Origin of the sequence: Microlunatus speluncae (assembly GCF_009299835.1) — a bacterium.
GTDB classification, from domain to species: Bacteria; Actinomycetota; Actinomycetes; order Propionibacteriales; family Propionibacteriaceae; genus Microlunatus; species Microlunatus speluncae.
Genome location: NZ_VKCZ01000003.1, coordinates 300,380 through 322,509 on the forward strand (window position 1 = coordinate 300,380; position 22,130 = coordinate 322,509).

Consider the following 22,130-nt stretch of genomic DNA (forward strand, 5'->3'; position numbering starts at 1 on the left):
GTTCAGGCCTCGATCCAGAAGGATTCCGAGTGCAGCTGCCCCGGTTGTGGGTACGGCCAGCAGTCGGGCTGAGTGTCCGGAATGTTCTTGAACTTGTTCGAGACCACGGCGAAACTCGGCGGGGTGCTGATCGTGCCGATCACCCAGAAGTCCTCCTTGGCCAGCTGCAGCATCTGCTTCAGATAGCCGTCCCGCTCCTCGGTCTCGACCGCACCAAGCGCCTGGTCGTACAGCCGGTAGCCCTGCTGGATCCGCTCCGGCGGCTCCTCGCCGGACTTGCCGCCGCTGGTCCGCCAGAGCACCCATTGGCGCGCCCAGTTGGACTGGCCGGTGGTGTACGGCACGTACCAGCGCGGATCGACCGGCAGGGTCAGATTGCTGCCACCGAAGCCGGTCCACATCAGGGCGTCCTGCTCCTCGTTCTCGGTCTTGACCCCGAACAGCGACCGTTCCATCGCGGTGGTCGTCATGCCGATCCCGACCTTGGCCCAGTGCTGTTTCATGATCGGCTGCATTTCCAGGTAGAGCGCCTCAAGATCACCGCCCTCGGTCGAGGCGAGGAAGCGCAGGACGATCGGCTTGCCGTCCGGCCCGAGCCGGTTGCCGTCGCCGTCCTTGCGCGGGAAGGCCCGGTCCAGATGCTCGTTCGCCTTGGCCAGGTCGTGCTCGGTGTACTGCTTGGCCATCTCCTCGTCGAAGTAGCGCGACTCCTTCTGTGGTGCGGCCTGCCACGGCTCGCCCTGTCGTTGCAACACCGAGTCGATCAGCTGCTGCCGGTCCAGCGCGTACGACAGCCCGATCCGGAAATCCCTGTTGTGATAGATCTCCCGCTTGACCGGGTCCTTGATCGTCATGTTGAGCGCGATCACGCCGACGTTCATGCTGCCCGGGGTCAACGTGGTGACCCGGTAGCCCGACTTCTCCGCCGCGGCTGCGACCACCGGCTTGTTGGCGGGCAGATTGATGTGCCGGGCGTGGTAGTCCAGCTCGCCGTTGGTCGCCTTGAGCAAGATCACCTCGGCGTCCCGGATGACCGACAAGGAGAGCGCGTCGATGTAGGGCAGCTGACTGCCTTCCGGATCGACCTTCCAGTAGTACGGGTTGCGGTCGAAGGTGACCTGCGAGCCACTGCCCAGGCCGGTGGCCAGGAACCAGGGCCGGATCGTCGGCAGGTCGAGGGCGAAGTGGTTGGTCTCCTCGCCCGACTTGGAGATGAACAGGTCGACCCACGAGTTCTGGCCGGCCTTCTTGGCCTGCTGCTCGGCGTCGTCGGCGTACTCCTGGTGGAACTTCTCGAGGTAGTGCCGCGGCATCGCCGTCAGCGGCACGCCGTCGGAGTCGGACAACCGGAACGGCAGGAAGCCGTTGGCCGCGCTGAACGAGAACTGGACGGTGTGATCATCGATCTTGGTCACCTGGCCCGGTTCGCCGCCGGTGATCATCCAGGACGGCGGACCGGTCGGCATCAGTTCGGCGTTGTTCTCGTAGTCGTCCCACCAGAAGACGATGTCGTCGGCGGTGAAGTCTTCGCCGTCGGACCACTTGATGCCCGGATGCAGGTGGAAGACGAACTTCTTGCCGTCCGGGGTGACCTCGTAGCCGTCGGCGACGTTGGGCTGGATCTCACCGGTGAACGGCTCGATCCGGACCACCGGCTCGTAGCCGGCGATCCGCCACCACCAGGCCGTGTCGCCGGCGCCGACGGTCGCGCTCTTCCAGGTGCCGCCGTAATGGCCGATCGCCTGCGGCGTGACGACCACCGGCTCGGGTGGCAGACGTTGATCAACGGGAGGAAGATCACCGGCTTCGACCGCCGCGGCCAGTTTCGGTGCCTCTTTTCCCTTTTCACCCCGCTGGGATTGCGTATCGGGATTGAGCGACATGTCGCAGGCCGCCAGAAATGTCGTCGTAGCGACACCGGCACCGGCCAATAGCACCGAGCGCCGGGACAGAATTCCGCGGCCGTGCTCAATTCGAGGATCTAGCTGACTGGAATGGGGAGCGCGCATCATTGCTCAGCCCTTCGCATCGGAGTCGCGGCCGAGCCGCAACCGGGGTCAGGCGACTCATCGAGGGAACCATGATCGACAACTCAGTGTCAATAGATTGACTGACAAGTTGCATAGACAGACGATCTGACTGCATGCTGAGCGTGCGAGCCGGTGAGATCGGTCCGCCGTTCGTCCCGTTATCCGGTACGGCGGCAGCGGACGGTCGAGTCGATCCGGCCGGACGACGATGGTCGGAGGTGATCGGTCGAGGCGATCGAGGTGCGATGTCGGGCCGGATTCGCCGGCTCCGCCGGTAGGGTGCGGGCACGGCTGACGGTCCGGCGATGGGGCGGGATTGTGGCACCGGTTTGCTTCGGCGAACCACGAATGCAGAGTGGAGGAATCTCATGCGCTGTCAGAAAAGGAATTCCCCGACCGGGGGTGAATGACGATGCCGGTTCCGTTGGAAAATGCGTCCTTGACGGATTCTCTCTGCGAGGTCTTGCGGAAACACATCATCGCCGGCGACGTGGCGCCCGGTCAGCGCCTTTCCGAGACCTGGGTGGCCGAGCGATTCGACGTCGCGCGGCCGACGGCGAAGGCGAGCATCGATCGGCTGGCCGGTGAGGGTCTGTTGCGCCGCGGCCGGTACAAGAGTGCGCTGGTGCCCAAGCTGTCGGCCGACGACATCGCTGATCTGTACTTCAGCCGGGAGCCGATCGAATCCAGCGCGATCCGAGCCCTGGCGGCGAAATCCGAGGTCCCGGCCGATGCCGAGCGCGCCCTCAAGCTGATGACCGTCACCGCCACGATGGGTGAGCACTCCGAACACACCGAGGCCGACATCGCCCTGCACAAGGCCCTGGTCGCCGCGGTCGGCAGCCCGCGGCTGCGGCGGATGCACGACACCGTGATGGGCGAATCCCAACTCTGCATCGCCCAGGTGCGGGCCAAGGTCGGCGTCGACCTGGTCGAACTCACCGATCGGCACGGCGCGATCCTGGACGCGATCCGCGCCGGCGACCCCGACGGCGCCGTCGTCGCCCTGCAACGTGATCTTCACGGCTGCCGCGACGCCCTGCTCGCCGACGTCGCCCGGGCCGAGGCGGGAGCGACCGCCGCACCCGGTTGACCTCAGCGATCCGGAAGAGCTGAGCGCAGCACTCGCGGTGATCATGGCCGCCGCCGCGCCGATCACCGCCGCGAAAATCGGCCACTTCTCAACGACGCTTCTCGTACCATCGGCCCGTATGGCGCAATTGATCAGCGAGTTGGGCGATGATCTGGAGTCCGTGGCTCGTCGTTTCGGGGACTGCCGGCTCGGCATCTATCTGCACGGTAGTCATGCCCGCGGAGAGGCCGGGCCTCGGAGTGACATCGACGTGATCGGGTTGTGTGCGGTTGAGCGGGAAGGCACGTGGCAGGCCGCCGAGCAGGCCTGCCAGGACGCGCTGGCTACGCGCCTTTGGAGTGATCAGCTGGACCTGAAGGTGGTCGATGCCGCCGAGTTCTCGATCAACCCGTGGGTCGACCTTCGCCGGGCACATCACCTGGCCGGATATGCCTGGCACGAGCAACTGCTACCGCGGACCGTGGATCAGGCCGGCCGCGAGTCGCTGCTCGTGCTGGGGGTGCTGTTCGAGGACGACGCCTTCGCGGACCGGGCCGACCCGGCAGGACTGCGAAAGAGCGTCGGGAGACTGTGCAGTGTGCTCGCAGGTCTGACCGCCGGCGCGATTCCGCAGAGCGCCGCCGAGGCCGTGGCACTACTCGGCGAGGCCGGCCGGCTGCCCCGAGCCCTGGGTGCGATGCGGAGTGAGCTTGCACAGTTGCCGAACCCGTCGGTCGTGCCCGAGGAGCTGAGCGACCGGGTCCAGCGAGTCGCAGCGGACGTGGCCGCGGTGCTGCGGGCGCATGTCGAGCACGGCGTCCTCGGACCTGTCAGCACAGCGGCCGGCGAACAGGCGCTGGCGAAGTACCGCGCGTCATCCGCCCCACAATCCTGCGGTTGATCAACTCAACCTCGACATCAGCCTCGCGGACTCCGACCCGGCCAGCGAAGCAGTTCTGGCCATTGGTGCGGTGCGGCGGCACGGAGCGCCCGAGACCGGATTTCGCGGGTTCGAGGATCCGGCCGGTCATCCGTTCTGCAGGCACACGGTCGCAACGGTGACCGAACCGCGTTTCAGCTGACGCCCGGCTCGATCCTCCGACGGGTGGGCGGTCACATCGCCGGGGCCCGGTCTCAGGTGATCAGCGGTGCTTGGTGGATCCGGGCCAGGATGCGGTTGTTGATCATGGGCCTCTGGGCGGGGTCGAGGTAGCGGGGTGGGATCCATTCGGGTAGTCCGTCATCGTTCAGTCGGACTTCCCAGCCGTGGTCGAGGAAGTGGCGGTGGTGGTAGGAACAGAGCAGGGTCAGGTTGCGCAGGTTGGTGAGGCCGTTTTGGTGCCAGGGCAGGATGTGGTGGCGTTCGCACCATTCGGGTGGGTGTTGGCAGCCGGGGAAGGAGCAGCCGCCGTCGCGGGCGATCAGCGCTAGGGTTTGGTGTTTGTTCGCGACCCGGCGGGTGCGGCCGAGGTCGACCAGCTTGCCGTGAGTGGTGAGGACGACGGGATAGACCTCCGCCTCGCCCGCCAGTCGGAGCAACTCGGGCACGGTGAGGTGGATTCCGTGGCTGGTGATGCCGTGTCTCGGTCGGGACCGTCGGACCCGTCCCGGCCGTCGGGGCCCGGGGTGTGGGTGTTCGTTCCCTGAGCTTGTCGAAGGGCAGGCCGGTTGATCTTCGGTTCTCGATCTTTTCGGAGGGGCGGGGTGATCGGGCTTGCCCTTCGACAGGCTCAGGGAACGAACAGGCGCCTCCTCCCGCACTCCCCGCTCTCCCTGCTCCTGCTCCTGCTCGCTCTGCTCCTGCTCCTGCTCGCCCTGCTCGGCCCGCTCCTGCTCGCCCTGCTTGGCCCGCTCCTGCCTTCCCGGCGCCGGCTCTGGCTCTAGGTCCCGAACTGCCTGTTCTGGCTGCCGGTCTTGCGTCCGCGCCACCGGATCACGTTGCTGACCTTGCTTCCGCTCCTGATCTTGCGCACGGGTCTGGGTCTGGTTGGGGTCTTGATCACCGGCTCCGGGCGGCGCGGTCTGCGGCGGTTCGGGTTGTTGGCCGCAGGTCGGGCAGCCGCTGAACGGGACGCCGAACCCGGCCGTGTCGCTGGTGGGTTTGAACAGGCCGGCTTCGGCGAGGTCGTTGAGCAGGTCGATCTGGTCGATGGTGACGATCACCGTCGCCGGGGTGCCGCCCGAATCGGGCAGGCCACCGGCTCGGAGGAGGCGGGAGCAGAGGTCGTCGAACGCGTCGTGCATCCGTTGTCCGTGGCTGCGGGGGTCCTTGGCGACCTTGCCACCGACACCACCGGCGGTGCGGCTGGTGGTGTCGGCGCGGAGGTCGGCCAGGGAGGAGAAGATCGCTTGGGCCTTTGCCCCGGTTTCCGGGGTCAGCCGGAACTCCCCGACTACCGCTCCGGACGGGGTGACGTGCATCCGCCACGACCGGCGTTCGGCGTTGCGTTGCTCGTTGGGTTCGGGTCCGTCGGGGTCGTAGGTGTCGAGGTATTTCTGGCAGAGCTGTTTGAGTTCTTTCGGTCCGTACTGGCGGCAGTGTTCGACGAGTTCGGTTTCGACCTGCCCGACCAGGTCGGGCTCCACTTCGGCTTGGTCGAGTTGTTCGAGGGTGTCGTTGACCAGCGCGACCTGCTGGGCCGCGATCGCCCCGGCCACCATGGCGGCACCGACCTGATCCCGCAGCCGGGGCAGCGGCATCCCGGTCGGCGTTTCCCGCGGCCCGACCGCTTCGGCCGCCTTCACTCGCTGTCGGGCCTCACCGGGGTTGATCAGACAGCGCCGTTCCAGGACTTTCGCCATGGATCGTTGGCATTCCCGTTCCGCGATTCCCCGGTCCCGGCAGACCGCCAGGATTTCGGCGTCGACGGCCTGCCACTGCTTCCGCACGGTCTCGGCCCGATCCAGCAGGGTCAGCAGCCCGGCCTGATCATGATGATCAAGCCCGCCCTGCCGCAATGTGGTGATCAACTCGGCCACCGCGACCTCCACGCCGTCGAGCGCGTGCTCGACCGGCGTGGTGTCTGTGGTGGTCCCCGAGTCCATGATCACATCATATTCGAACAGGTGAGCGAATACAAGGTTTCCCCTTGTATTGTGGACATCTAGGGAACAGTGTGCAACACCCCGGTCATGATCATCGGGCTCGACTGCGCCTGCTCGGCTCCTTGAGGTCCGGCGGAGTTCGACAATCGGGGGCAAGGGGTTCGTTCCCTGAGCCTGTCGAAGGGCGGGCCAGGTGACTGTCCCCCTCCGGGTCGGCCTGACGGCCGCAAATCTCAACGGACCGCCATGTGCCGCCCGTCCTTGGCGCGTCTTTCAGTCCTCAGCGTGCACCGAGCGGACTGGCACGGCCGATCCCGAGCGACCGACCCTGTCGGCTCGGGCCAACTCAAGGGGTGCACCTGGCTGGCTGTCGCGAAATCTCTTCATGCTGGAGGTTTCCACGTGGCAATGGCGGGTTTCGCCCCGCACGAAGAGATCTCGCGACACCACGACCAAGATCATCGATCGATCCGGGTCCCTGGGAACGGACCAAGCGGTCCCCCCGCCTCCCAGCTCGCTTCCTGGTCTCCGTCGCACCCGTGGGTCGAGGGCGATCACCCGGGCAGGTCCGGAAGCTCGGTCGTGGGAGCGGGCGTGTGGGTGTCAGGATGATCATCATGCGACTTCCCTCCGACTACCTGGACCGACCGGACTTCGTGCCGATCACGCGGAGCCGGCTGGCGGAATCGCTGCGGGGGTTGGGAGTTCGGCCGGGCGGGGTGTTGATGGTGCATGTCCGGCTGTCGGCGCTCGGCTGGATGGTCGGGGGGATCGATGCGGTGGTCTGGGCGTTGCGGGACGTGGTCGGGTCGGCCGGAACGATCATGGCGTTCACCGGTTGGGAGGACAGCCCCTACCACGTCGGACTGTGGCCCGAGCGCTGGCAGGAGGCCTATCGTGATCAGCCGCCGTTCGACCCGGCGGCCTCGGCCGCGCGGCGCGAGTTCGGCCGGTTCCCGGAGCGCCTCCGGACCTGGCCGGGTGCGCTCCGCAGCTCGCATCCGGAGGTGAGCTTCACGGCTTGGGGTCCGGCGGCCGCGGAGTTGATCACCGAACCGGCGGATGGCGATCCGTGGGGATCGGACGGTCCGTTGGGTCGGCTGGTGGCGAGCGACGGCCAGGTGTTGATGTTGGGTGCGTCGCTGAAGCGTCTGACCCTCTGTCACCACGCCGAAGCGATCGCCGACGTCGGCGGCAAGCGCTACCACGAGTATCGGATGCCGGTGCTCCGCGACGGCCGTACGGAGTGGGTGGACTACCGGACCCTGGACACGTTCTACGGGGCCCTGCCGTACTGGGATCGGATCGATCCGTTGATCGACTCCTGGGCCGGCCACCTGGCCGAGCAGGCGGTCGCCGCGGGAGCGACCATCGCCGGCGCGGTCGACGACTGCCCGCTGGTCCTGGTCGACGCCCCGGCGGCGGTCCGGGCGGTCACGGCCTGGCTCGAATCCCGCTTCTGACCTGGCCTGACTACCGGTCGAAACCTGGGACGCAATAAGGTCCGTGCGAGGACCACGGATGGTCCGATCGTCAGCCCGCATCGGAAGGTGCGGACCCACCCGAGGAGTACCCATGAAGCGTCGCAGCTTCGTCGGCCTGGCGGTCGCCGCCGGTGCCGCTCCGTTGGCGGCCTGCAGCCCCGGCGCACCGACGACCGGCAACACTCCGGCGCCGAGCACCGCTCCGTCCACCCCGCCCGCGCAGAGCGCCAAGCTGGTGGTCTGGGTCGACGGGTCGCGGGCACCGGCCGTGAAGGAGATCGGGAAGCAGTTCTCGACCGACAACCCCGGGGTCACGATCGACGTGGTGACCAAGAACTTCGCCGACATCGGCCCGCAGTTCTCCACCCAGGTCCCGTCCGGCAAGGGTCCGGACATCGCGGTCACCCCGCACGACGGGATCGGCAACTTCATCAAGTCCGGCGTGGTCGCGCCGATCGAGCTCGGTGATCTTGCTGCCAAGCTGACCCCGTTGGCGGTGTCGGCGTTCAGCCAGGACGGCCAGTGCTACGGGCTGCCGTACTCGATCGAGAACATCGGCCTGGTCCGCAACAACGCGCTCAGCGATGCGGCGCCGACGACCTGGGACGACCTGGTCGCGGCCGGCAAGGAGGCGGGCAAGAAGTATTCGATCTTGCTCGGTGTCGGCGAGGGCGGCGATCCGTACCACACGTTCCCGCTGCAATCCTCGTTCGGCAACACGGTGTTCCAGATGAACCCCGACTCGACCTTCACCGACACGCTCACCATCGGCGACGCGACCGGGCTCGAGTTCGCCGCCTGGCTCGGCAGCCAGGGCAAGAAGGCGGGCAAGATCTTGGACACATCGCTGACCGGCGACATCGCCAAGGAGCAGTTCCTGAACGGGAACGCGCCGTTCTTCATCACCGGCCCGTGGAACACCCCGGACTTCGAGAAGAAGAAGCTCGACGTCAGCGTGCTGCCGATCCCGTCCGCCGGCGGCAAGCCCGCGCGGCCGTTCGTCGGCGTGCAGGGCTTCATCCTGTCGGCACGGAGCAAGAACGCGCTGCTGGCCAACCAGTTCCTGGTCAACTACCTCGGCACGAAGGAGGTCCAGCTCCAGCTGTTCGAGCAGGGCGACCGGGTGCCGGCGCTGACCGAGGCGGCGCAAGATCCGTCGGTCACCGGCAACGCGATGGTGCAGGGGTACGCGGAGGCCGGCAAGGAGGGCATCCCGATGCCGTCGATCCCGCCGATGGCCCAGGTCTGGACCTTCTGGGGCGGCGCGGAGGCGGCGATCGTCGGTGGCGCCGAGGCCGAGAAGACCTGGTCGACGATGGCGAAGAACATCGAGGCGGCGATCAAGAAGGCCGGCTGAGTTCATGCCGGGCTTTCTGATCAAGCTGCTGTTGATCGCCCTGGTCAACGCGCTCGGCGTCTATCTGGTGGCCCGGTCGATCGAGACCGGGCATCCGATCATCGCCGTCGTCTGCGTGGTGCTGGTGATCATCGCCGACGTCGTCTATTTCCTGCCCAAGGCGCTGCCGCTGCGCTATCTGCTGCCCGGCTTGGTCTTCCTGCTGGTGTTCCAGATCTTCAGCATGGGCTACACCGGCTACGTCGCGTTCACCAACTACGGTGACGGGCATCTGGTCACCAAGGACGAGGCGATCGACTCGCTGCTGGCGCAGAACGAGCGCCGGGTCGAGGGTTCGGCCCAGCTCGCGGCCTCGGTGATCAGGAACGAGACCAACCCGACCGAGTACGGTCTCGCGGTGATCATCGACGGACAGGTGCAGGTCGGTACGCCGACCCAGCCGGCCCGGCCGGATCCCGGGGCGACGATCGCCGGCACCAAGATCACCGCGGTGCCCGGCTGGCAGGTGCTGACGCTGACCGATCTGTTGCCGATCCAGGACCAGATCAACGCGCTCCGGGTGCCCGCATCGGAGAATGCGGAGGATGGGGCGTACCGGACGACCGACGGCTCGCATGCCTATCTCTACCGGTCGTTCCTGCTCTATGACCAGGCCGCGGACACGCTGACCGACACCGAGTCCGGCAAGGTCTTCACGCCCAACGGCCGGGGTAGCTTCGTGGCCCAGGACGGGACCGAACTGGGCACCGGCTGGGCCGTGCCGGTCGGGACGGAGAACTTCACCCGGCCGTTCACCGACACCCGCTACTCGACGATCATGGGCCAGGTCCTGGGCTGGACCGTGGTGTTCTCGATCTTGTCCGTGGTCACCACGTTCCTGGTCGGGCTCGCACTGGCGATCACGATGAACGACCGCCGGGTCCGCGGCCAACGGGTCTACCGGTCGTTCTTCATCATCCCGTACGCGTTCCCGGCGTTCATGTCGGCGCTGCTCTGGTCCGGCATGCTGAACACCGACTTCGGCTTCATCAACGGCACGTTCTTCGGCGGCGCCTCGATCCCGTGGCTGACCGATCCCTGGCTGGCCAAGCTGTCGGTGGTGCTGGTCAACCTGTGGCTCGGCTTCCCGTACATGTTCCTGATCTGCACCGGCGCGCTCCAGGCGATCCCGAACGAGCTGATCGAGTCGGCCCGGATCGACGGCGCGTCGCCGTTCCGGATCTGGCGGCTGATCACCCTGCCGCTGCTGCTGGTCTCGGTCGCACCGTTGTTGATCGCCTCGTTCGCGTTCAACTTCAACAACTTCAACATCATCTATCTGCTGACCCGCGGCGGACCGCCGTTCCCCGGCGCCCCGGTCGCGGTCGGCCAGACCGACATCCTGATCTCGATGGTCTATCAGATCTCCGGGCTGGCCGGGCAGGGCGGCACCCGGCAGTACGGGCTGGCCAGCGCGTTGTCGATCATCATCTTCGTGATCGTCGGCGCGATCTCGTTGATCAGCTTCCGGCAGACCCGGCGTCTCGAGGAGATCAACTGATGGCATCCACGCGACGTTCCCTGAGCCCGTCGAAGGGGGAATTCGACCGGCTGACCGGCGCCCGCTGGTGGCGGGAGATCGGTTGGCGGCACATCGTCGGCGTGATCGTGATCGGGTACGCGATCTTCCCGGTGATCTTCGTCATCTCGGCTTCGCTCAACGCCACCGGCAGCCTGGTCGGCAGTAGCCGGCTGTTCAGTTCGTTCTCGCTGGCCAACTTCGCGGCGCTGAACCAGACCCAGTTCTGGTCCTGGATCGTGAACAGCCTGTGGATCGGCGCCATCACCAGCGTCGGCTCGGTGCTGATGGGCGCCGCGGCGGCCTACGCGTTCTCCCGGTTCCGGTTCAGTGGCCGGCGGGCCGGGCTGATGACGCTGTTGATCGTGCAGATGTTTCCGCAGCTGCTGACCTTCGTCGCGATCTTCCTGCTGCTGACCGCGCTCGGCGACCTGCACCCGCTGCTCGGCCTGAACAGCCGGATCGCGTTGATCATGGTCTACCTGGGCGGCGCGCTGGGGATGAACACGTTCCTGATGTACGGCTTCTTCAACACCGTGCCCAAGGAACTGGACGAGGCAGCCAAGGTCGACGGCGCGAGCCACCTGCAGATCTTCTTCGTGATCATCCTGCGGCTGGTTGCGCCGATCCTCGCGGTGACCGGGCTGCTCGGCTTCATCGGCACCTTCTCCGACTATCTGCTGGCCGGGATCATCCTCACCGACGAGAGCAAGTGGACCGTCGCGGTCGGCCTGTTCCAGTTCGTCTCGGAACAGAACTCGGCCCGGTGGGGGCTGTTCGCCGCCGGCGCGGTGATCACCGCCATCCCGGTCGTGGTCCTGTTCCTCGTGCTGCAGCGCTACATCGTCTCGGGCCTGACCGCCGGCGCGGTCAAGGGTTGATCCCCGCCGGCGATCCGAGGATCAACGGTCGTCGGCCATGATCAACTCGCCGGCGCGGAGCCGCTTGATCAGGTCCAGGGTCCAGGTCCGGTTCCAGGCCGAGGCGTCGGTCCACAGTCGCATCACTTCACCGACCGCGCCCCACTCCGCGCTCGAAGCGTCCGGGGTCCAGTAGTCGGCGACCCCACGCTGCCATTCGGCGAACGCGTCGGCCCGCTCGGCCAGCAGCCCGATCGCCTCGGCGCGGGGCAGGGCAGTGATGAAGCCGAGGCCGGCCATCAGCACCCCGGTGGGCTGGGTGTGCGAGCGCAGGGCGGTCCGCAGCAGCTCGAAGAAGGCGGCCTCGCCCGCGGGCGTCAGGCTGTAGTCGGCCCGCGGCGGCCCGCCCGCCGCACTGGCTCCGCTGCCGTGAGCGCGGAGCAGGTCCTCCTTGGCCAGTTGCTTGAGCCCGGCGTAGATCGAGCCCGGCTTGACGATGGACCAGTCGGTGGCGCCCCAGGACTCGAGCTCGGACCGGATCCGGTAGCCGTGGGCCCGGCCGAGCTGGCGTACGGCACCGAGGAGAAGGAGCCGGATCGGGGTGTTCTGGGTGCCTGCCACGGCCTCTCTCCTCCTGTCGTCCAGGTCACCCTATCCGATTAGTCGAGCTTGACTAGCTGGGCGCTCGAAGGCTAGTCTGCCGGTCGACTAGTCAAGCTCGACTAGTCCAGGGTGACCAAAGGAGTCAAGCGATGGAGACGACGGCAGCCAGCTCGCCGCCCGCACCGATCGAGCGGGCGGCGCGGACGACGCCGGCCTGGTTCGACGAGGCCAAGCTGGGCGTGATGATCGTCTGGACCCCGGCGTCGGTGCCGGCGTTCGCGCCGCTGTTTCCGACCACCGAGGAGTGGGAGGCGATGTCGGAGGAGGAGGCCGGGACGCTGCTGCAGGACCGGCTGCCGTTCGCCGAGATGTATCTCAATCAGCTGCACATCCCGACCAGCGCAGTCGCGGCCCATCATGCCGAGACCTACGGCGATCGTCCGTACGCCGACTTCGTGGCCGAGTTCCTGGCCGGGCTGCACCGCTGGGATCCGGAGGCCTGGGCCGACCTGTTCGCGCGGGCCGGCTTCCGCTACGTGGTGCTCACGGTCAAGCACCAGGACGGCTTCCTGCTCTGGCCGAGCGCGGCGCCGAACCCGGGCAAGCCGGGCTGGCAGTCCGAGCGCGACATCCCGGGCGAGCTGGCGGCGGCCGTGCGGGCGCGCGGGCTGAAGTTCGGCGTCCTCTACAGCAGTGGGCTGGACTTCACGGTGATCGAGCCGCCGGCGCCGGACTTCGAGGAGGTGCCGCCGGGGATCGCCGACAACGCCGACTACGCCCGGACCCTGGACACGCACTGGCGGGAGTTGATCGACCGCTACCGGCCGTCGGTGTTGTGGAACGACGCCGGCTTCCCGGCGGCGGCCTCACCGGAGACCTTGATCGACTACTACCGGACCCAGGTGCCCGACGGGGTGGTCAATGATCGTTTCGGGCCCGAGGCCGCCGGCTCGGAGGAGGAGTGGTCCGACTTCGCCACCCTGGAATACCAACGGGCGTACGCCAGCGAGGCGCCGGCCGGCCGGAAGTGGGAGTCTTGCCGGGGCTTCGGCTCGTCCTTCGGCTACAACCGCGCCGAGCCCGACGCCAACTATCTCGATGATCATGCCCTGATCGAGGAGTTCGTCGACTGCGTCGCCCGCGGCGGCAACTTCCTGCCGGCGGTCGGCCCGACACCGAGCGGTGAGATCCCGTGGGCGCAGGTGAAGCGGCTGCTGACCCTCGGCTGGTGGTTGGAGCGCAACGGTACGGCGATCTACGGCACCCGGCCCTGGCTCCAGCCGGCCGGCAGCACCGAATGCGGTCGCGACGTCCGCTACACCGCGACGGACGCGGCGGTGCACGCGATCGTGCTCGGTGCGCCGACCGAGGCCCGGGTCCGGTTGGAGTTGATCATCGAGCCCGGCGCGGTGATCACCGCCACGGGAGGCGACGAACCGCTGGCCTGGCGGCAGGAGCCGGCCGGGGTCGTGATCAACCTGCCCGGCGTCCCGGACGCCGGCCCGTCCCTCGCCCTGACGATCACTCCGGCCGCGGCGGTCCGCCCTGCCTGATGGGGTTGCTTGTTTCGTTCCCTGAGCCTGTCGAAGCATGTCCTGAGCCTGTCGAAGGGGGCCGGCCCGATGATCTTGTGACATCAGCGATCTGGTCTGCCCCCTTCGACATGCTCAGGACATGCTTCGACAGGCTCAGGGAACGTCCACGCGGGCCGGCTCAGCCGGTTTTGACCCGGGAGAGGTGGGTCTCGGGGTCGTAGAAGATCGTCACCGGTCCGCCGGGCGTTTGGTAGCGGAGGTTGGGGCCGTCGCGGACGCCGCCTTCGCCGTAGTTCTCCTCCCAGGAGTTGTTCAGCGCGATCTTGTACTCGTAGCTGCCGGCCGGGATGCCGGTGAAGGTGGCGGACCAGATCCCGTCGTCGCCGAGCTCGAGCCGGCCCGCGGCACAGTCGACCTGCCAGTCTCCGGCGCAGCCCATGGCGGCGTTGTGGGTGCCCGGCACGGTGACGATGCCGTCGCCCGGATCGGGCACGGACAGGTCGACCGCGAAGCCGACCGAGCCGTACGAGGACGCCGCCGACCGATGCCCGGCGGCGTCGACGGTGACCGCCCGGTATTCGATCAAGGTCCCCTGGGCCAGCTTGGCGACGTCGTGCCGGATCGCCGGCACCGCCGTGTCGCTGGTGCCGAGCGGGCGCCAGACGTCCTCGCCGGCGACCCGCCAGCCGAACGAGGTCTCCTGCCAGCGGTTCGGATCGGCCTTCACCGACAGCGGGGCCAGGCTTTCGAGGGCCGCCCCCGGAGTCGGGGTCGCGACCTTGATCGACTGAGCCGATGCCGCTGCCGCGACCGGGCGATCGGCTCGGAGCACGATCGACGACAGGGCCGGCACGGTGATCGTCACCGATCCGTCCGCGGTCGCCGTCACCGGCTCGGTGCTCCCGTGCAGCACCGCGTACTCGGCCTGCGGGGTCAGGGATTTCAGCGTCACCGTCCGCGCTGCTTCGGCGTTGTTGAACGCGACCAGGTGTTCGATCCGCTGCTCGCGATCCACCCGGCTGAACGCGTAGACGCCCGGGCCGTCGTCGGCGTACCGCTCCAGTTGGGCGCCGCGGGCCAGGGCCGGATGCTCGGCCCGGAGCCGGCCGAGCGCGGCCAGCTCCCGGTAGAGCGGACTGTCGGTGTCGTAGCGATCCCGCCGACCGACCGGCTCACCGGTGATCAACTTCTGCTGCGCGTACGCGTCGACCCGGGTGGCGAACATGTCCTGCCGCCCCGCGACATCGGTCCACAGGTCGCCGCCGCCGGTGAAGCCCTGCTCGTCGCCGTAGTAGAGCACCGGCTGGCCGCGGCTGAGCATCATCAGCTCCTGGCTCAGCTCGGCCCGCTCGGCCAGCCGGTCGACGTCGCCGAGCAGCTGACCGATCCGGCCGATGTCGTGGTTGGAGACGAACGTCTCCAGGTTCGACGCCGACGAGCGCGGGGTGGTGTAAAGATCATCCGTCGCGAAGAACGAGGACAGGCCCTTGGCCGTGGTGCCCCGGGCGAAGTTGGCCGCGTTACCGGCGAACGCGAAGTCGAGCACGCCGCCGATCTCGGTGTCGCGGACATAGGGCGCGAGATTCTTCGGGTCGCCCTCGAACACCTCGCCGAACATGAAGAAGTCATCCTTGCCGATCGCCTTGGCGTGCTTCATGATCGCCGTCGACCACTCCTGCCAGAACTCGAAGTTCACATGCTTGACCGTGTCGATCCGGAAGCCGTCGACGCCGAAGTCGACCCACTTCCGATAGACGTCGATGTAGCCGCGGACCACCTTCGGATGCTCGGTCATCAGGTCGTCCAGGCCGAAGAAGTCGCCGTAGGTGACCGACTCGCCGCTGAAGGTCGAGTCGCCCCGGTTGTGATAGAGCCGCGGATCGTTGAGCCAGTGCGGCTTCTTGGCGTTGCGCTGGTTGGCCGGCACCACCGGCGTGTACGGGAACGAGGTCTTCGGATCCATGATCGGGAAGGCCGGGTCGCCGGCCAGCTCGGCCAGATCGATCACCTTGCCGTGCCGGTCGCGGTAGGGATCGTCGGCGATCGGCACGTAGCTGCTGGCGCCTTCTTCGTAGGAGATCACGTCGGCGGTGGTGTTGATCTCGATGTCGAAATAGATCTTGATGCCGCGCTGATGGGCGGCCTTGATCAGCTGCCGCATCGCCTGCTCGGTGCCGAGGTGCGGGTCGATCGTGGTCAGGTCCAGGGTCCAGTAGCCGTGGTAGCTGCCCAGGGTGACCTCGGCGGTGGTCTGCACCGGCACGTTCTTCAGCGGCGGGGTGATCCAGATCGCCGTCGTGCCGAGCCCGGCGATGTAGTCGAGCTTGCTCTCCATCCCGGCCAGGTCGCCGCCGTGGTAGAAGTTCGCGTCGGTCGGGTCGTAGCCGGAGATCAACTTCTCCGGCTTCAGGCCGCCGTTGTTGTTGCTCGGGTCGCCGTCGGCGAAGCGGTCGGTCAGGGCGAAATAGAACTGCTCGCCGGCCGCCGGCCCCCGGGCCGGGGTGCCGACCAGGCCGGCGTCGCCGGGATCATGATCACCGGGCAGGTCCAGCGGGGTGACGCCGATCCGGTGCACCGCGTCGTCGTAGCGCACCTGCAGTCGCACCTCACCGGCCACGGTCAGCGGCACGTTCTCCGGCCCGCCGTTCAGGCCCCAGGTGACCTCCCAGCCGTGGTCGATCGCCACCTTGTATTCGTACGTTCCCGCCGGCAGGGTGAAGTCGGCCGCCCAGCGTCCCGGCTCGCCGGTCGGCCTCAGCTCGGTCGCCGGACAGGCCGGATCCCAGTCGGCCGCGCAGCCGAGCTCGGTCTGCAGGCTGCCGACCAGGGTGACCGAGGTCGGCTCCGCACTCGCGGCCGGCGCCGTGCCGAGCAGGGCGGCCAGCAGGCCGGTGATCAGGACCAGACACCAGGTCCGACGCTTCATGAGCACTACCACCTCACTGTGGACGAATTCCCCAATCCTGTCACCGCTGCCAGTCGCCGCGCCGCCGGGTTCCGCTCCCTGAGCCAACTGCTTGTTCCGTTCCCTGAGCCTGTCGAAGGGCGAGACCAGCTGATCCCGTGGGCTGGTCGTACGGCAGGCAGTGCTGGTGATCATGGGGCCCGCCCTTCGACAAGCTCAGGGAACGGAACAAGCGCGGGCTCGGGGAACGGGCGGGCGGGCGTCCAGTAGCGTTGTCGATCATGACGACGTCGCGGGTCGCCGGGTGGGCGCTGCCGGCCGGATCGACGGTGCCGGAGGGCTGGATCGCGGGTCAGGCCCGGCAGAATCTGGACGGGTTCCTCGGGGCGTTGCCCGACATCTCGGCGGAGGTCGGCGGGCACGTCTTCGCCGCCGGCCGGCTGGGGCCGGACTCGGCCGCTGTCGGCGGCAACGTTGCCTCGGTCCAGTGGTGGAACGGGGAGAGCGAGGGCAACTGGCTGATCGGCTACGCCGGACACGTCCGGCTGGCCGGCACCGAGGCCGAGCGGCTCGCCGTGGCGGAGCGGATCGGTGCCGCCGTCGCTCGGCAGGACGACGACGGCTACCTCGGCATGTTCACCGCCGCCGCCCGGGCCGCCAACCCCTGGCTGCCCGGCGACTGCTGGACCTCGGGCCGGCTGCTGCTGGCCATCGAGGACTGGGCCAACGCCACCGATGATCATGACCTGACGGAGGCCGTGGACCGGGCGGTCGGCTGGCACGGAGCCCGCTATGCGGCGGCCGGCGAGCTGCCGTTCGCGACGGTCGAGCCGGAGACCGCGGTCCGCGGCCACGACCTGCAACTGGTCGACCTGCTGCTCGACGTCGCCCGCCGGTCCGGCGCCGCGGCGCCGGTGGAACTGGCCGACGCGCTCTATCGTCGCTTCAGCGCCGCGCCGCTCAGCTGGGTCGAGGATGACGGGCAACTGGGGGTGCTGCTGTCCGCGACCCCGTTGCACGGCCACGGCCCGCACGTCGCGGAGAACCTACGGATCCCACTCCGGCTGTACGAGTTCAGCGGCGACGCGCGGCTGCTCGAGGCCGCCCGCAACGGCTGGTCGAAGCTGATCGGCGCCGACGGCGGACCGGGCGCGCTCGGCGTCACCGGCGCGCTGCGCAGCGACGAGACGGTCGGTGCACCGGATCAGCGGCCGTGGCCGGTGCCGGAGGCCGGCTACGAATACTGCGCGATCACCGAGCTGGCGATCACCGCCGGCGAGTTCGCCCGGATCCTCGACCTGCCCGAGGCCGCCGACCTGGCCGAGAGCCTCTGGCTCAACGCGGCCCAGGCGGCCCGCTCCGACGACGGCACGGGTGCCGGTTACTTCTTCGCCGAGAACCAGCCGGCGGCGACCAAGATCATGGGTGCCCGCTGGGACATCTCGCCCACCCACGACGACGCCGCGGTCTGCTGCGTGCCCAACGCCGGCCGGATCCTGCCGGCGATGATCGACCGCTCGGTGATGGAGATCGACGGCGGGTTGCGGGTCCAGTTCTACGGCCCGATGATCACCACCGCGCGGCTCGGTGATCATCGCGTCCAGCTGCGGCAGCGGACCGACTATCCGTTCTCCGACACGGTGCGGCTCGAGCTGACCGATGTCCCGCAGAGCTTCGTGCTGGAGCTCCGGGTGCCCGGCTGGTGCGCCGACCCGGTGCTGGAGTTCGCGACGCCGCAAGGGCCGACGGCCACGATCGAACGGTCCGACTCCGGCCACCTGCTCCGGGTGACCGGCCCCTGGCCGGACCGGGCCACGCTGACCCTCACCCTGCCCCGAACGGTGCGCCAGGTCCGCAGCGTCGACGGCCGGACGGCGCTGGCCGCCGGCCCGTTGATCTTCGCGGTGCCGATCGACCATCGGGAGCAGACCACCCGGACCTATCCGGGAAGCGAGCTCACCGATCGTGACCTGGTGCCGGTCGATCCGCGACAGCTCCACCCGCCCTACCTGTTGGGTACGGGAATCGAGGCCGCGACCTTGATCACCGACCGACCGGGATCGGACCCGTGGCGGGAGCCGGGGCTGGCGATCGAGGTCGAGGCGCTGGATCCGAATCCGCGGGCCGAGGCGCTCGGCGGCGCCGGCACCCGGCGGCTCCGGCTGCTGCCGATCGGCTGCACTATGCTCCGGTACACCTGTCTGCCGGTGCTGGACCAGGAATAGGGGAGGCGGAACGCATGTCGCGGACCATGACCGCCCTTCGCTGGTGGGGCCGGCGCGATGTCCGGGTGGACACGATCCCGGTGCCGACGACGATCCCCGACGGCTCGGTCCTGATCGAGATCGAGGCCTGCGGCATCTGCGGCACCGACCTCGAGGAATACCGGGACGGCCCGATCGTGGTGCCGCTCACCGAGCACCCGCTGACCGGAGTGAAGGCGCCGGTCACCTTCGGGCACGAGGCGGTCGGCACGATCGTCGACTCCCGGGATCCGTCCGCGCCGCCGGTCGGCACCCGGGTCGTGGTCGAGGGCAACCGCTACTGCGGCCGCTGCTTCTGGTGCCGCCGCGGCGAATACCCGCTGTGCACGATGGTGGCCTCGCTCGGCCAGATGGATCACGGCGGCCTGGCCGACTTCATGATCGCGCCCGGCTTCATGTGCCTGCCGATCAACGCCGAGCTCCCGTCCACCGAGGCGGTGCTGGTCGAGCCGCTGTCGGTCGGCGTCCGGGCGCTGCGCCGGCAGCGGGAGTTGCCCGGCTCGTCGGTGGTGATCTTCGGCGCCGGCACCGTCGGCCTGCTCGCCGGGCAGGCCGCGCGGGCGATGGGCGCGGTCGACGTGGTCATGATCGACGCCAACCCCGGCAAGCGTGAGATCGCGCTGACCTGTGGCGCGGACGCGTTCCTGACCCCCGCCGAGCTGGGCTCCCTGCCCGAGCGGTACGAGGCCGGCGGGCCCGACCTGGCGCTCGAGTGCGCCGGCTCGACCGTCGCCGCCCGGAGCGCACTGGACGTCGTTCGCCGCGGCGGGACGGCGATCCTGCTCGGCGTGCACGACGCCTCGTTCGAAGTGCCGATGCTGCCGTTCCTGCTGGACGAGAAGACGATCACCGCCAGCCGCTCGCACGCCTGGGACACCGACTTCCCGCAGGCGCTGGAGCTGCTCCGCTCCGGCGCGATCGTCACCGCGCCGCTGATCACCAGCGTCATCCCGTTGAGCCGCACCGTCGAGGACGGGTTCGCCGCGCTGGCCCGGCCGGGCGGCAACGAGATCAAGATCGCCGTCGTGCCCGACCGTCTCCACCACCCGACACCGACCGGAACCTGATCATGATCGATCTTGCCCGAGCATCCGATGCCGACATCCGGCACTATCTGGCCGACCGTGGGATCGCGGTCCGCCGATCGGCCGGCGTGGAGCGGCTCACCGGCGGCGTGTCCGGGACCGTGGTCCGGGTCGACGCCGCGAACGGACCGGTGGTGTGCAAGCAGGCGCTGGAGCAGCTCGCGGTGCCGGGCGCGTGGCAGGCGGATCGTCGCCGGATCCTGACCGAGGCCCGCGCCCTCGAGGTCTACGGCCGGCTGACCCCCGAGCTGGTGCCGCCGCTGATCGACACCGATCCCGAGCAGTTGATCTTGACCATGGCCTGCGCCCCCTCCGACTGGTGGCCGTGGAAGGAACGGCTGCTGGGTGGGGAACGGGCCAAGGTCGCGGCCGAGGTCGCGCGCCGGCTGGCCGAGGGGCTGGCCCGGTGGCATTCCGGCACCGCCGGTGATCAGGAGCTGCTGGCCTCGTTCGATGATCAGGAGACCTATCGGCTGCTGCGGACCGATCCGTTCTACCGGGCGCTGGCCGAGCAGCATCCGGAGCTGGCGGACCGGCTGCACGGCCTCGCCGACGGCCTGCACACGGATCCGGTGTGCCTGATCCACGGCGACTTCTCACCGAAGAACGTCCTGGTCGGCCACGACGGGCTCTGGGTGGTCGATCACGAGGTCGCCGTCCGCGGCCGGCCGGTGTTCGACCTGGCCTTCCTGGTCGCGCACCTGACGCTGAAGTCGATCGAGCTGGACCGGCGCGGCCTGCTCGACGTCGCGGCCGGCTTCTGGGCCGGCTACCGGCAGGCCTGGAGCGGTTCGGCGGTGACCGGCAAGGAGCTCGGTGATCATGTGGCGGCGTTGCTGCTGGCCCGGGTCGACGGCGTATCGCGGGTGCACTACCTGTCCGAGCGGCAACAGGGCCTGGTCCGGCGGCTGGCCACCGCGCACCTGGCTGGTGACGCAACGATCGACGACCTGTGGCAACGGGTCCGGACGCTGAACGGGGACGCATGATCAGGAGCCGGATCGAGCAGGTGCAGGCCTGGGAGGCGCTCGACTCGCGCGGCCGGCCGACCGTTGCCGCCCGGGTGCAACTGGCCGGCGGCGCCACCGGGACCACCCGGGTGCCGTCCGGGGCCTCGGCCGGATCGCACGAGGCCAAGGAGTTGCGCGACGGTGGTGATCGCTATCAGGGCTACGGCGTCCGGGCCGCGGTGGCCGGCGTCACCGAGGTGATCGCGCCCGCGGTGATCGGCCTCGACGCCGCCGAGTTGATCACCGTGGACGCGGCGATCGCCGACGCCCAGCAGGATGCGGGGGAGGACCGGGTCGGCGCCAACTCGACCCTCGCGGTGTCGATCGCTTCGGCACTGGCGGCCGCCGCCGAGGCCGGCACCGACCTGGCTCGCTGGCTGGCCGGCGACGGCCCGCTGCAGCTGCCGCTGCCGATGATCAACATCGTCTCCGGCGGGGCCCACGCCGGCTCGGCGATCGACCTGCAGGACTTCCTGGTGGTGCCGCACGGTGCCGACTCGTTCGCCGAGGCGATCGAATGGGCCCAGGCCGTACGGCAGCGGGCGACCGAGGTGGCCCAGCGACGCGGCTTCGCCGAAGCGGTGTTGGTCGCGGACGAGGGCGGGCTCGGGCTGCGGCTCGACTCCAACGAGGCGGCGATCGGCCTGGTGGTCGAGGCGATCGAGGCGGCCGGGCTGACCCCGGGCGAGCAGGCCTCGGTGGCGATCGACGCGGCGGCAACCGAGTTCTACGCCGACGGCGCGTACCACCTGGCGGCGGAGGGCCGGGTGCTGGCGGCCGAGGAGTTGATCACCGACTACGCCGGCTGGCTGGACCGGTATCCGATCGTCTCGATCGAGGATCCGCTGGCCGAGGACGACTGGGCCGGCTGGCAGTTGATCACCGAGCGGCTGGCCGGTCGCTGCGACCTGATCGGCGACGATCTGTTCGTCACCCAGCGGGACCGACTGGACCGCGGCATCGCCGAGCACTGCGGCACCTCGATCTTGATCAAGGTCAACCAGAACGGCCTGCTCAGCCGCACCCAGGACGTGATCAGGGCGGCCCAGCAGGCCGGCTTCCGCACCGTCGTGTCGGCCCGCTCGGGCGAGACCGAGGACGCCTGGGTGGCCGATCTCGCCGTCGGCTGGCGGGCCGGTCAACTCAAGGTCGGCTCGACCCACCGCTCCGAACGTACGGCCAAGTGGAACCGCGTGCTCGAGCTCGAGGCCACCACCGACACCACCTTCGCCCATCCCTTCCCGGGTGCGGCGGAGGGGAGTGTCCGGTTGGCTTGATCGGCGCCGGGTCGCTAGCCTGCCAGGGCGTGCTCGGGGACGGGT

General features: G+C 68.9%; 16 protein-coding genes. 12 read left to right on the forward strand and 4 right to left on the reverse strand.

What is annotated here, in order from left to right:
• Positions 1 to 2 precede the first annotated feature (2 nt).
• Positions 3 to 1,883 (reverse strand): ABC transporter substrate-binding protein, encoded by a 1,881-nt coding sequence (locus tag FNH24_RS04865; RefSeq protein WP_161605996.1) that lies wholly within the window; start codon positions 1,881 to 1,883, stop codon positions 3 to 5.
• A 586-nt stretch (positions 1,884 to 2,469) separates the two neighbouring features.
• On the opposite strand from FNH24_RS04865, the gene FNH24_RS04870 reads away from it, so the two are divergent.
• Genes FNH24_RS04870 through FNH24_RS32610 form a run of 3 tightly spaced genes read left to right on the forward strand, consistent with a single transcriptional unit; the run spans position 2,470 to position 4,184 of the window.
• Positions 2,470 to 3,123: a GntR family transcriptional regulator gene (locus FNH24_RS04870; RefSeq protein WP_161605997.1), complete on the forward strand. Its 654-nt coding sequence runs from the start codon at positions 2,470 to 2,472 to the stop codon at positions 3,121 to 3,123.
• A gap of 43 nt (positions 3,124 to 3,166) precedes the next feature.
• Positions 3,167 to 4,003, forward strand: a complete 837-nt coding sequence (locus tag FNH24_RS04875; RefSeq protein WP_246186774.1) for a nucleotidyltransferase domain-containing protein — start codon at positions 3,167 to 3,169, stop codon at positions 4,001 to 4,003.
• Positions 3,906 to 4,184, forward strand: coding sequence for a VOC family protein (locus FNH24_RS32610; RefSeq protein WP_161605998.1), 279 nt, complete (start codon positions 3,906 to 3,908; stop codon positions 4,182 to 4,184). The genes FNH24_RS04875 and FNH24_RS32610 overlap by 98 nt, the downstream gene beginning before the upstream one ends.
• A gap of 52 nt (positions 4,185 to 4,236) precedes the next feature.
• Here the strand turns inward: FNH24_RS32610 and FNH24_RS04880 are convergent, their stop codons facing one another.
• A complete protein-coding gene (locus FNH24_RS04880; protein WP_152361019.1) occupies positions 4,237 to 6,147 on the reverse strand; it encodes an HNH endonuclease signature motif containing protein in 1,911 nt (636 codons plus the stop codon).
• A 617-nt stretch (positions 6,148 to 6,764) separates the two neighbouring features.
• Between FNH24_RS04880 and aac(3) the strand changes: the two genes are divergently transcribed.
• From aac(3) to FNH24_RS04900, 4 genes are all read left to right on the forward strand, one after another.
• Complete coding sequence (aac(3), locus tag FNH24_RS04885) at positions 6,765 to 7,610, forward strand: aminoglycoside 3-N-acetyltransferase (RefSeq protein WP_161605999.1); 846 nt, start codon at positions 6,765 to 6,767, stop codon at positions 7,608 to 7,610.
• 112 nt (positions 7,611 to 7,722) lie between these two features.
• A complete protein-coding gene (locus tag FNH24_RS04890) occupies positions 7,723 to 8,988 on the forward strand; it encodes a sugar ABC transporter substrate-binding protein (protein WP_161606000.1) in 1,266 nt (421 codons plus the stop codon).
• A 4-nt stretch (positions 8,989 to 8,992) separates the two neighbouring features.
• Positions 8,993 to 10,528: an ABC transporter permease subunit gene (locus FNH24_RS04895; RefSeq protein ID WP_152361022.1), complete on the forward strand. Its 1,536-nt coding sequence runs from the start codon at positions 8,993 to 8,995 to the stop codon at positions 10,526 to 10,528.
• Positions 10,528 to 11,427 carry a sugar ABC transporter permease gene (locus FNH24_RS04900; RefSeq protein WP_152361023.1) on the forward strand — a complete coding sequence of 300 codons (900 nt, stop codon included), beginning with the start codon at positions 10,528 to 10,530 and terminating at the stop codon, positions 11,425 to 11,427. The genes FNH24_RS04895 and FNH24_RS04900 overlap by 1 nt, the downstream gene beginning before the upstream one ends.
• Positions 11,428 to 11,448: 21 nt before the next feature.
• Here FNH24_RS04900 and FNH24_RS04905 read toward each other — a convergent pair whose 3' ends face one another.
• Complete coding sequence (locus FNH24_RS04905) at positions 11,449 to 12,027, reverse strand: PadR family transcriptional regulator (RefSeq protein ID WP_152361024.1); 579 nt, start codon at positions 12,025 to 12,027, stop codon at positions 11,449 to 11,451.
• A 131-nt stretch (positions 12,028 to 12,158) separates the two neighbouring features.
• On the opposite strand from FNH24_RS04905, the gene FNH24_RS04910 reads away from it, so the two are divergent.
• On the forward strand, positions 12,159 to 13,562 hold the full coding sequence (locus FNH24_RS04910; protein ID WP_152361025.1) for an alpha-L-fucosidase: 1,404 nt from the start codon (positions 12,159 to 12,161) through the stop codon (positions 13,560 to 13,562).
• 160 nt (positions 13,563 to 13,722) lie between these two features.
• On the opposite strand, the gene FNH24_RS04915 is transcribed toward FNH24_RS04910, so the two are convergent.
• On the reverse strand, positions 13,723 to 16,470 hold the full coding sequence (locus FNH24_RS04915) for an alpha-amylase family glycosyl hydrolase (RefSeq protein ID WP_161606001.1): 2,748 nt from the start codon (positions 16,468 to 16,470) through the stop codon (positions 13,723 to 13,725).
• Positions 16,471 to 16,730: 260 nt separating this feature from the next.
• Here FNH24_RS04915 and FNH24_RS04920 point away from each other — a divergent pair, with 260 nt between their 5' ends.
• The 4 genes from FNH24_RS04920 to eno are packed head-to-tail and all read left to right on the forward strand — an operon-like array spanning position 16,731 to position 22,085.
• The gene (locus tag FNH24_RS04920; RefSeq protein WP_152361027.1) at positions 16,731 to 18,674 is read left to right on the forward strand and encodes a beta-L-arabinofuranosidase domain-containing protein; all 1,944 of its coding nucleotides are present in this window, start codon (positions 16,731 to 16,733) and stop codon (positions 18,672 to 18,674) included.
• A 14-nt stretch (positions 18,675 to 18,688) separates the two neighbouring features.
• Positions 18,689 to 19,780, forward strand: a complete 1,092-nt coding sequence (locus FNH24_RS04925; protein ID WP_152361028.1) for a zinc-binding dehydrogenase — start codon at positions 18,689 to 18,691, stop codon at positions 19,778 to 19,780.
• Positions 19,781 to 19,782: 2 nt separating this feature from the next.
• Positions 19,783 to 20,787: a phosphotransferase family protein gene (locus FNH24_RS04930; protein WP_152361029.1), complete on the forward strand. Its 1,005-nt coding sequence runs from the start codon at positions 19,783 to 19,785 to the stop codon at positions 20,785 to 20,787.
• A complete protein-coding gene (gene eno / locus FNH24_RS04935; protein WP_152361030.1) occupies positions 20,784 to 22,085 on the forward strand; it encodes a phosphopyruvate hydratase in 1,302 nt (433 codons plus the stop codon). Before FNH24_RS04930 ends, eno begins: the two co-directional genes overlap by 4 nt.
• Positions 22,086 to 22,130 lie beyond the last annotated feature (45 nt).

Bases quoted from the DNA above. Each gene is read 5' to 3' on its own strand.
- FNH24_RS04925 (WP_152361028.1), top strand. From the start codon at position 18,689: ATGTCGCGGACCATGACCGCCCTTCGCTGGTGGGGCCGGCGCGATGTC.
- FNH24_RS04920 (WP_152361027.1), top strand. From the start codon at position 16,731: ATGACGACGTCGCGGGTCGCCGGGTGGGCGCTGCCGGCCGGATCGACG.
- FNH24_RS04930 (WP_152361029.1), top strand. From the start codon at position 19,783: ATGATCGATCTTGCCCGAGCATCCGATGCCGACATCCGGCACTATCTG.
- FNH24_RS04910 (WP_152361025.1), top strand. From the start codon at position 12,159: ATGGAGACGACGGCAGCCAGCTCGCCGCCCGCACCGATCGAGCGGGCG.
- FNH24_RS04915 (WP_161606001.1), bottom strand. From the start codon at position 16,470: ATGAAGCGTCGGACCTGGTGTCTGGTCCTGATCACCGGCCTGCTGGCC.
- FNH24_RS04865 (WP_161605996.1), bottom strand. From the start codon at position 1,883: ATGTCGCTCAATCCCGATACGCAATCCCAGCGGGGTGAAAAGGGAAAA.
- FNH24_RS04880 (WP_152361019.1), bottom strand. From the start codon at position 6,147: ATGGACTCGGGGACCACCACAGACACCACGCCGGTCGAGCACGCGCTC.
- FNH24_RS04900 (WP_152361023.1), top strand. From the start codon at position 10,528: ATGGCATCCACGCGACGTTCCCTGAGCCCGTCGAAGGGGGAATTCGAC.
- FNH24_RS04875 (WP_246186774.1), top strand. From the start codon at position 3,167: ATGGCCGCCGCCGCGCCGATCACCGCCGCGAAAATCGGCCACTTCTCA.
- eno (WP_152361030.1), top strand. From the start codon at position 20,784: ATGATCAGGAGCCGGATCGAGCAGGTGCAGGCCTGGGAGGCGCTCGAC.
- FNH24_RS04890 (WP_161606000.1), top strand. From the start codon at position 7,723: ATGAAGCGTCGCAGCTTCGTCGGCCTGGCGGTCGCCGCCGGTGCCGCT.
- FNH24_RS32610 (WP_161605998.1), top strand. From the start codon at position 3,906: ATGTCGAGCACGGCGTCCTCGGACCTGTCAGCACAGCGGCCGGCGAAC.
- FNH24_RS04895 (WP_152361022.1), top strand. From the start codon at position 8,993: ATGCCGGGCTTTCTGATCAAGCTGCTGTTGATCGCCCTGGTCAACGCG.